This is a genomic window from Streptomyces sp. NPDC060209 (assembly GCF_042728155.1).
In the GTDB taxonomy this organism is placed as follows: Bacteria; Actinomycetota; Actinomycetes; order Streptomycetales; family Streptomycetaceae; genus Streptomyces.
This window is the reverse complement of the sequence record NZ_JBHWZS010000377.1, coordinates 1-7,641: the sequence shown is the minus strand read 5'-3', so window position 1 is coordinate 7,641 and position 7,641 is coordinate 1. Positions and strand designations below refer to the sequence as shown.

Below are 7,641 nucleotides of genomic sequence, written 5' to 3'. Positions count from 1 at the left end.
GCTCCCGGACCAGGTCCGGGAGCCGTGCGGTGGTGCGGCCTGCGACGGAGCGTCAGGCAGCGGGCACCACCACCCCGGCCGCGATCTGGATCCGTGCCTGCCGGGTGACACCGTTGACGGTCACCGCGAGCGTTACCGTGCCCGGCCGGAGCGCGGTGAGCGTGCCCGTGGCGGGGTCCAGCGCCGCGACGTGGCGTGTGCGGGCATCATCCGCCCCGCCGATGTGGACGTTCGGCGAGCCGGTCCAGTCCGCGCTCAGCGGGAAGGCCGCCGGCACGGTCCGCGTGCCTTGGGTGACGTGCGCGCCCACCCTCGTGCGCTCTCCCGTGACGAGCACGGAGGGGGCGTCCAGCGCCAGTGCGTCGACGTGGGCGCGGGTCTGTGCGGAGACCCAGTCGGGTCCGCCCCGCCACGGCTGCCGGCGCGCCGTCGCCTGTTCGCCGGACGAGACGCGGTCGGCGCCGATCAGGGACCATCCGGTGAAGCCGCCCTCGTCCACAGGGCCTGCCGGTGCCTTACCCGAGTTGCCGTTGATCAGGTAGGGCACTCCGTCCACGCGCGAGGCGTCGAAGACCCCCACGTGGCTGCCGATGAAGGCCGCGCCCTTGCCCGTCGTGCGGCGGAAGGCGGCGAGCCACTGTTCCACGAGAGCGGCCTCCTTGCGGTCGCTCAGCTGGCTCCCCTTCTGCACGGTGGGATCGCGTGGAGGCACGTGCTCGATCAGCATCACGGATCCGACGGAATGGTCCTTCGCCGCCGCGGCCAGCTCGGCACGCAGCTCCTCGATCTGGGCGAAGCCACCGCTGCGCAGGCTGAGACCCGACGTGTCGAGCGTGATGACCCGGGTGCCCTTGTGGTCGAACGTCCTCCGGGCCGGCCCGAACTGCGAGATGAAGTTGTCGATCTTCCCGCCCATCACCTCGTGGTTGCCCGGTACGTAGTACCAGGGCAGTGAGTCACCCAGCTCCTCGTCGAGGATCTGGCGGGCGAAGGCGAGGTCGGCGGGCGATCCCTCGTCGACGAGGTCTCCGTTGACGACCAGGAAATCGGGCCGCGCCGCCTTGATCTCGCGCAGGGTGCGACGGGCCTGCCGGACGATGGCGCTGTCCGGGTCGCGCGCGACGAACTGGGCGTCCGACATCACCGCGAACTGCCAGTCCCGGCCCTCGGTCACCGCAGCGGTGTCGATCAACGGGTCTGCGGGCTCCGCCTGTTCGGGCAGCTCGACGGTGGGCGGCACCTGGGCGGTCAGGCCGTCGATGACGATCTCGCCGGTGTACTGCCGGGCCGCGGCCGTCTCGGCGAGGTAGAAGCGGTACACGGACAGCGGCATCGCCGCGCCCGGCGGCACGGCGAAGGTGACCTGGCGCCAGCCGGTCCAGGTGATGTACGGACCACGCAGCAGCTGGTCGGATCCCGCGGCGTCCTTCAGGTGCAGGGTCGGCCACGCGCCGTTGCCGTCCCCCTTGATCCAGAGGGTGTACGCCTGCGGCTGGCCCGGCACGACGACGGGCTGCGGCGGAGCGGCGTAGGCGGCACGCGTCGCGGTCGACCGGGTGAAGTCGTAGGTGAGCCGGAGGCCGGTGCCGGGGTGCCCGTCCGGCGTGGCGGCAAGTGAGCCGTCCGCGCGGGCCTGGCTGAACTTCCAGGATCCGGCGTCCTCGAAGTCCGACACGGTCTGCTCGGTGAGGCCGACGCTCACTGCGAGCGTGGTGCTGACGCCCGCCACCGTGGCCTTGATCCGTCCCGCCCCGGAGCCGTTCAGGGACCTGACGGTGAAGGCCCCCCGGCCGTCGTCGTCGACGTCGAACAGCGTGTGGTCGTAGTCGAGGGTGATGTCGGCCGGCTCGACAGGGGCGCTCGCGCCGTGGGCGTCGAGTCCGACGATGCCGAAGCTGCCGGTGGCCTCGTCGTCCGCCAGACCCACGCGCGCGGTGGTGGACCGGATGCGGGCCAGCCGGTCGAGGACGGTGAGCCGCGTTTCACCGTGGGCGCCGGCCCGTTCCGCCCGGACATCCGTCGTGCCGCTGCGGTGTGCGGTGAACGTGCCGCGGGCGTCGACGCTGCCGACCGCCGGGCCGACGGCACGCCAGCGCGGGGCGCCCGCGGCGGGGCCGTACGTCTCGTCATATCCGGCGGCGGTGAGCTGCCGGGTCAGGCCGGGGAAGACGCGCTCGGGGTGGCCCCCGCCGACCGGGTCGTCGCCGGGTGCTGCGCCGGCCGGTGTACGGGTCTCGACCCAGAACCCTTCGAGCCGCCCGCTGCCGTCGGGGGCGGTCAGGGCGAGGCCGTTGGGGACGGTGCGCTCGCTGCCGTCGGAAGGGCTGTTCTCGACCTGGAGCGCGTCGCTGCCCGGCTCACGTGCGACGAGCGTCGAGGAGCCGCCCCCGTCGAGGTTCAGAGCGCTGTACGAGCCGGCCCTGCGCATCATCTCGCCCAGCTCGGTGAGGGTGACACCACCGCTGTCGGTCTGGCGGCCGTCGACCGTGATGACCTGCATGGTCCGGCCGTCCTTGGAGAACCCGACCGCGGTGCGGGGCGCCGCGGTGTTGTTGCCCTCGCCGTCGTGGTTCTGTGCCGCTCCGTCGACGACGAGCAGTTCCCGGCCGCCCACGGCCGTGCGCGGGACGTCTCCGCTGTCGGTGCGGGCCCGGTACTCGATGCCGACCGGGTCTCCGGGCTCCAGGGCGGTCAGCAGTCCCGCTCCGGCCTCCCGGCCGACGAGGACCACGGTGTCATCGGGCACGGGTCCCGAGCCGGGGGTGTCCGACACGGAGGCGACCCTGCCGTCGCGCACGGCCACTTCGGCGACGGGCCGCGCGTCGTCGACGGTCAGCGCCCGGTCGGCGCCGCCCCAGGCAGAGGTGTAGGCGCCCACGCCCTGGGCCGGCACGTCGGCCGCGTTGTACGCGGCAAGCGGGTGCGCGCCCGAGGGGAGGGTCAGCGTGCCCTCGAAGTACAGCTCCAACACACGGCCCGCGTTCTGCGGCCCGATGCCCACCGCGCGGTTGACGCCCGGGGCCGGGGAGTGGACCGTCCGGCCGTCCTTGATCCCTGGGCCCTGGGGCGCTCCGGTCTGGTTGATGTCGAAGAAGTCGGCGTTGATCGCGGCGACGGTACGCCGGCCCTGCCCCGGGTCGTGCCCGGCGGCGAGCTCGGAGACCGTGTGCCGGTCCGCGACCTTGCCCGAGGAGAGGTAGTCGGCACGCACTCCGCTGCCGTCCAGATCGACGGAGAGGGTGTCGACGCGCAGCCACTTGTCGGACTCGAGGCGGTCGTACGAGCTCAGGCGGATGCCGGGGGCGACGGGGCGGGAGGCACGGGCGGTCTCGATGCCGTCGCCCTCCACGACCGATCTCGCTTCGCCGGACGGGCCGCTCGCCGCCGGCGGGGCGACGGGTCTGAGGATCTCGGCGGTGGTGTGCGGGCGGGGGTCCGGAGTCGAGTCGGCGGCTGCGGGTGCGACGGCCCCTGCCGCCATCGCCGCCACGGTCACCAGCAGTACGAGTGGCCGACGGGTGCCGTGATGAGTGCCAAGGCCCACAAATCCTCCTGGTGCGGAGCGGATCGCACGCGGAACGCGCTGTCGGCGGACAGCATGACCGGACCGAGTGGGACGCACCAGAGGACAACGGGGACATCAGGAGGAACAGCGCGCGGCGAAGGAGTGACCCCGGCTGTTCCGGACGGGTGGACATTCCGCTCCCGGGCCGGACACTCCTCCGGGGCCCGGGACCGGTGGCCCTCCGCGCTCCCGGCCCGCACACTTGACGACATGTCGACAGTCAAGCGCAGCGCGGGGCTTCTGCTCTTCCGGGTCGTGGCCGGCGGGGACGGGCGGCCGGACCCCGAGGTGCTGATCGGCCACATGGGCGGACCGTTCTGGGCCCGCCGCGACAAGGCCGCCTGGTCCGTCCCCAAGGGCGAGTACGAACCCCCCGAGGAGCCGGCCGCCGCCGCGCGCCGGGAGTTCGAGGAGGAACTCGGAATGCCCCTCCCGGACGGTGCGTGGGTGCCGCTGGGCGAGACACGTCAGTCCGGCGGCAAGACCGTGACCGTATGGGCCGTGGAAGCCGACCTGGACCCTGCCGGGGCGGTCCCGGGCACCTTCACCATGGAGTGGCCGAAGGGGTCCGGTGTGCTGCGGGAGTTCCCGGAGATGGACCGGTTCGCCTGGTGCACACCGGACGACGCCTTCGAACGGCTGGTGGCCGGCCAGCGGGTGTTCGTCGAGCGGTTGCGTGCCTACGTGCGGGAGGGGCGCGCCCCCTCGGAGGGGTAGCTTCCCGTCACGGTGCGGCCCGCCCGGAGTTCGAGGCGTTCGCCGGTGAAGCGGCCGCGGAAGCTCCGGTCGTGCGAGACGACCACGACGGCTCCCTCGTACCGGTCGAGCGCGGCCTCCAGCTCCTCGACCAGGTCGAGCGCGATGTGGTTCGTCGGCTCGTCCAGGATCAGCAGATCCGCCGGACGGGTCACCAGCCGCGCAAGGGCGAGCCTGCGCTGCTGCCCGATGGAGAGCGCCGCCACGGGCACGGTCAGGTCCTCCGGACGGAACAGGCCGAGGGCCAGCAGCTCTTCCTCGTACTCGTCGGGGAATCCCGGCCGGCCCGCGGCGAAGGTGGCGAGCAGCGTGCGGCGGGTGGGGCTGGCGGGGAGTTCCTGCGGGAGGTAGCCGATCCCGCCTCGCCGCCGGACGGTGCCGGCGTCCGGCGCGAGGTCACCGGCGAGAACGCGCAGGAGCGTGGTCTTCCCCGCCCCGTTGGGCCCGGTGACCAGGAGCCGTCGGCCCGGTTCGACACGCAGGGAGGGCAGGTCGAGCCGTCCCCCGACGAGGACGGAGTCCAGCTCGGCCAGGGCGACGGCGTCGCTGCCCCCGGCCGACGGAGTGTCACCCGCACCGGCGAGGACGAGGTCTGCGGTGAAGCGCAGCGGCCGGGGAGGCGCCGGGACGGGTGAGCGGCGCAGTGCCTCCAGCCGGGTCCTGGCGGCCCTGACCTGGCCCGACAGCTTGGCCTCGTGCGACCTGCGGTGCTTGCCGAAGCCCTGCCCCGGGTCCTTGCCCGTCCCCGCGAGGCGCTGTCCGGCCGCGCTCACCAGCTCTTCCGTGCGGGCCAGCTCCGCCAGCCACTCCAGGTGCTCCTGGGCCCACCGGCTGCGCGCGGCGGCCTTCGCCGTGCGGTAGCCGTCCCAGCCGTCGCCGTAGCGGGCGACGCTCCGCAGGTCGCGGTCGACCTCCAGGATCACCGTGGTGATGCGCTCCAGGAACGCCCGGTCGTGGGTGACGGCGACCACGGTGCCCCGGTGGGCGCGGAGATGGTCCTCCAGCCAGGTGACGGCGGCGGAGTCGAGGTGGTTGGTGGGTTCGTCGAGGAGCAGGAGTTCCGGCTCCGCGGCCAGCACACAGACCAGGGCCAGCCGGGACTGCTCCCCGCCGGACAACGTGCCGAGCACGCGGTCCCGGGTGAGGTGGCCGAGCCCGAGGCCGTGCAGCGCGGCGTCGGTCCTGGCATCCGCCTGGTATCCGCCGCGCTCCTCGTACGCCGTCAGCAGGTCCCCGTACACGGCTAGCTGTGCGTCGGTGGGCTCCCCGTCGGACATCGCTTCCTCCGCCTCCCGGATCCGGCGTTCCAGGTCCCGGAGTCCGGCGAGGGCCGCGTCGACGGCGTCCTGGACCGTATCGCGGGGGTCGAGGGTGAGGGTCTGGGCGAGGTAGCCGGTGCCGCCCGGGAAACTGACGGTGATGTCACCGCTGTCCGGGGCCTCCGCCCCGGCCATCAGCCGGAGCAGGGTGGACTTCCCGGAGCCGTTCTCACCGATCACGCCGGCCTTCTCCCCGGGGCGGACGGTGAGGGACACCTGGTCGAGGACGGAACGGTCGCCGTACGCCTTGGAGACGTCATTGACGGCCAGTTGGGCGCGGGTGCGCTGAAGAGACATGGGTGCATTCCCTGAAGTGACATGCCCTCGGCGGCACGCACATCGACGTCATGGACGGAGGCGCGCTGCGGGGCTGAGGTGTCGGACGACGGAGAGGACTGCGGCACATGGCGTGACCCGACAGGTCACACGGCGACGGTCAGCGTCGCGTGGCGGCGTCCTGGCCGCGAATCAGAGAAAGAAGTAGTACGAGTACGAACCCATGTCAGCCATTGTAACCATGCCCCGGGCGGTACCCGGCCGGAACGGAGAGCCCCGCCGGGTGCCGCCCGCCGGAGGTCAGCCGAGGCTCACGGGAAGGGCGCCGAATCCGTACGCGATGAACGACTCCACCTGCGCGGCGGGGAGCGACGGGTCGGCGAGGCGCAGCTGCGGGAAGCGCGCGAAGAGCGCCGGCAGGGCGATCGACGCTTCGAGGCGGGCCAGTGGCGCGCCGACGCAGTAGTGCACCCCGTGGCCGAAGGAGAGGTGGTCCTTGTCGGTCCTCGTGGGGTCGAAGTGGTGCGCGTCCCCTCCGTGGCGGCCCGGGTCGCGCCCCGCGGCCGCGTAGGTCGCGAGGATCGCGTCGCCTCGGGCGATGGTGATCCCGTCATGGAGCTCGATGTCCTCGACGGCGTACCGCAGGGGCAGATTCGCGATCGACGGCGCCCAGCGCAGGGTCTCCTCGACGACCTCGCTCCAGGGGATGTCGCCGGCGAGCACCCGGCCGAGGTGGTCCGGGTGGGTGAGGAGGGCGTGCACGGCGTTGCCGATGAGGTTGACCGTGGTCTCGTGGCCCGCGCCGATGACGAGGAGGAGGGTGTCGATGAGTTCGTCCTCGGTGAGGCCGGAACCCTCCTCGTCACGGGTGGCGATCAGAACACTTGTCAGGTCGTCGCCGGGGTGCTCCCGCTTCGCCGCGGCCAGCCCCGCCAGCAGGGCGTGGACCTCCTGCCAGGTGGCGAGGGCCTGTTCGGGTGTCGCGGTGGTGTCCATGACCTCGCCGACGAGCCTCGCCGTGTCCGCCCTGTTGTCGGCGGGGACGCCGAAGAGCTCGCAGATGACCTCCATGGGCAGGGGGTGCGCGTAGGCGGCTCGCAGGTCCACGGGGCCGCCGGCGGCCGACTCGGCCATCTCGTCGAGGAGACGGGCGGCTATCTCTTCGACCCGGGGGCCGAGCGCGTCGGTGCGCCGCTTGGTGAAGGCGGGCGAGATGAGTTTGCGCAGGCGCCGGTGGTTGGCACCGTAGGCGGTGAACATGTTGGTCACGCCCACCCAGGAGTTGACCCAGGTCTCGCGGAACTCGCCCTCGATCCACGCCGGCCAGTGCTGGTTGGGGTCCTTGGACACCCGGTCGTCGGCGAGCAGTTGCTTGAGCACCTGGTGGCCCGTGGGCGCCCAGGCCGGGATTCCGCCGGGCAGTTCGACCCGCGCGGCCGAGCCCTGGGCACGGAGCGCTTCCGCCTCTCCGTGGATGTCGCGACCTGCGGGGTCGATCGCGACGGTGTGCTGTCCCATGGGTAACTCCTGGGTGTGGGGGCCGGGATGGGACGAGCGTAGGGGCGCGGGAGTTCATGATCCAGGCCTTCGGGTGCCCGACGTGGTGCCCGGGCGGGGGGGGGGGGGGGCCCGCCGGGGGGCCCCCCCGCCGCCCCCCCCCGCGCCCACCACCCGCGGGGGGGGGGGCGGACGGCAGCCCCGGGGGGGTGGGGGGGGCAGGCGCCC

At 73.2% G+C, this 7,641-nt stretch carries 4 protein-coding genes; 1 reads left to right on the top strand and 3 read right to left on the bottom strand.

Annotated features, from left to right (window positions below; all coding sequences use genetic code 11):
• Window positions 1-52: 52 nt before the first annotated feature.
• Window positions 53-3,481, bottom strand: a complete 3,429-nt coding sequence (locus ACFWFI_RS38690) for a phosphodiester glycosidase family protein (RefSeq protein WP_387399916.1) — start codon at window positions 3,479-3,481, stop codon at window positions 53-55.
• A gap of 294 nt (window positions 3,482-3,775) precedes the next feature.
• Between ACFWFI_RS38690 and ACFWFI_RS38685 the strand changes: the two genes are divergently transcribed.
• On the top strand, window positions 3,776-4,282 hold the full coding sequence (locus ACFWFI_RS38685) for an NUDIX domain-containing protein (RefSeq protein WP_387399913.1): 507 nt from the start codon (window positions 3,776-3,778) through the stop codon (window positions 4,280-4,282).
• Here the strand turns inward: ACFWFI_RS38685 and abc-f are convergent.
• Both abc-f and ACFWFI_RS38675 read right to left on the bottom strand, forming a co-directional pair.
• A complete protein-coding gene (gene abc-f, locus ACFWFI_RS38680; protein ID WP_387399910.1) occupies window positions 4,246-5,937 on the bottom strand; it encodes a ribosomal protection-like ABC-F family protein in 1,692 nt (563 codons plus the stop codon). The two genes, ACFWFI_RS38685 and abc-f, sit on opposite strands and share 37 nt — an antisense overlap.
• 279 nt (window positions 5,938-6,216) lie before the next feature.
• Window positions 6,217-7,434 (bottom strand): cytochrome P450 family protein, encoded by a 1,218-nt coding sequence (locus ACFWFI_RS38675; protein ID WP_387399907.1) that lies wholly within the window; start codon window positions 7,432-7,434, stop codon window positions 6,217-6,219.
• Between the last annotated feature and the right edge of the window lie 207 nt (window positions 7,435-7,641).